The organism is Stenotrophomonas cyclobalanopsidis, assembly GCF_008710035.1.
In the GTDB taxonomy this organism is placed as follows: domain Bacteria; phylum Pseudomonadota; class Gammaproteobacteria; order Xanthomonadales; family Xanthomonadaceae; genus Stenotrophomonas; species Stenotrophomonas cyclobalanopsidis.
On sequence record NZ_VYKI01000036.1, the window covers coordinates 24,035 to 25,889 of the forward strand.

A 1,855-nucleotide genomic window follows, 5' to 3' on the forward strand; every position below is an offset into this window, starting at 1 on the left:
GTGGTCCATGTCCTCCATTTGTTTGCGCGGCGCGCCCGCGACGACTCCCCACCCCCCCCCCCCCCCCCCCACGACTCTACAGAAGCGCTTATTCGACGTCGGCGGCGCTTTCGCAGGTGTTCTTAGGGGCGCACAGGCGATCCAGCAGCGCCAGGGTGACGCCATTGCTCCAGCCGAAGCCATCCTGCAGCGGGTACTCGCCGCCACCGCCGCCGCTGGCCGAGCCATCCACCACGTACTTTTCCACCAGCTTGCCGTCGCGGTCGTAGACCGATTGCACCGTGCGCAGGAAGCGCACGCCCAGCGTCCGCGCCAGCGACTGCTGGCCGTAGTGCTGCAGACCGTCCACCGCCACCCATTGCAGCGGCGCCCAGCCGTTCGGCGCATCCCATTGCTGCCCGGTATCGCGCTGGGTGGTCAGCAGGCCACCGGAGCGCAGCAGGCCGGCTTCTACGGCATCGGCGGTGCGTCGCGCCTGCGGTGCCTCAGCAATCTTCAACCACAGCGGGAACAGCGTCGCGGCGGTCAGGGCAGGGCGTTGCTGGCCGCTGTCCAGGTCGCGGTCGACGTAATACCCCTGGCGCGCATCCCACAGCTGCGTGTTGATGGCCGCGCGGCGTGAAGCGGCCAGCTGCTGGAAACGGCGCGCATCGTCACGCGCACCCGATGCCGTGCTGGCGCGCGCGAGCGTCTGCTCCAGCTGGAACAGCAGGCTGTTCAGATCCACCGGCACGATGGACGTAGTACGAATACTGGACAGCTGCGCCGGATCATCCAGCCAGCGCGAGCTGAAATCCCAGCCGGATTCGGCACCGGCACGCAGGTCGCGGTAGACCTGCGAAGGCGCGCGTTGTGATGCCTGCGCCGCAGTCGCCAGGTCATCCGTCCACGATTCGGTGCGCGGCACCGCACGCGCATCCCAGTAGCGGTTCAACAGTTGGCCATCGGCCAACCGCACCACGCGTTCGCGCGCCTGGCCCGGTGCAAGGCCCTCGGTGCCGCGCATCCAGAACGCGTGCTCGATGCGCAGCTGCGGCAGGTAGCGCCGGTATGCATCGTCACCTTCGTGGCGGGCCAGCAGTTCCACCATCAGGCTGAAGAATGGCGGCTGCGAACGGCTGAGGTAGTAACTGCGGTTGCCGTTGGGAATGTGGCCGTACTGGTCCAGCTGCCAGGCGAAGTTGTCGACCATGTCGCGCACCTGCTGCCAGCGTTGGCTGGACGCCAGACCGAGCAGGGTGAAGTAGCTGTCCCAGTAGTAGACCTCGCGGAAGCGGCCGCCGGGTACTACGTAGGGATGCGGTAGCGGCAGCAGCGAACCGTGCGGGTCGACCGTAGCGGTATGCCGTTGCAGGACCGGCCACAGGCCTTCGATGTGCGCGCGCAGCGTCTCTCCGGAAGGTGGCACGTAGGCGGGTGCATCGCCGGGTGCGTCGAAGCGGGTCGCGACGAAATCGCGCAGGGTGTACCCGGGTTGCTGCTGGGCGGTCTGCCAGTCGGCCAGTACGGCCGCAGCCGGTTGGCGTGGCACGGCGTCGGCGAAGGTCTTCTGGTCGGCAAACAGGTGCGCGCGTTGTACGTGCTGGAACAGCGGCGCCAGTTGCTGGTCAGGAGGCGCAGTGGCGTGGGCGGGTTCTTCGGCTGCTGCGGCGGCCGTGCAGAGCAGCAATGCCAGCGACGCACCGGCCTGGAACATCGAGGGACGCATGGCGTGCCTCCAGAAGGTTGTGCAGCCACTGTAGGTCAGGAGGCGTGAAAGCGGTTTGCGGGCTGCTGTGCAATGCGTAGAGTCGAGGGGGGGGGGGGGGGGGTGGGGAGAGGCCGGCAGCCAACGAGACGCAAACGAAAATGGCCG

The 1,855-nt window shown here is 67.9% G+C and carries 1 protein-coding gene; it reads right to left on the minus strand.

Annotated features, from left to right (window positions below; genetic code table 11):
* Nucleotides 1–88: 88 nt before the first annotated feature.
* The gene (treA, locus tag FJU31_RS17845) at nt 89–1,708 is read right to left on the minus strand and encodes an alpha,alpha-trehalase TreA (protein WP_150455929.1); all 1,620 of its coding nucleotides are present in this window, start codon (nt 1,706–1,708) and stop codon (nt 89–91) included.
* Nucleotides 1,709–1,855: the final 147 nt, after the last annotated feature.

Bases quoted from the DNA above. Each gene is read 5' to 3' on its own strand.
- treA (WP_150455929.1), bottom strand. From the start codon at position 1,708: ATGCGTCCCTCGATGTTCCAGGCCGGTGCGTCGCTGGCATTGCTGCTC.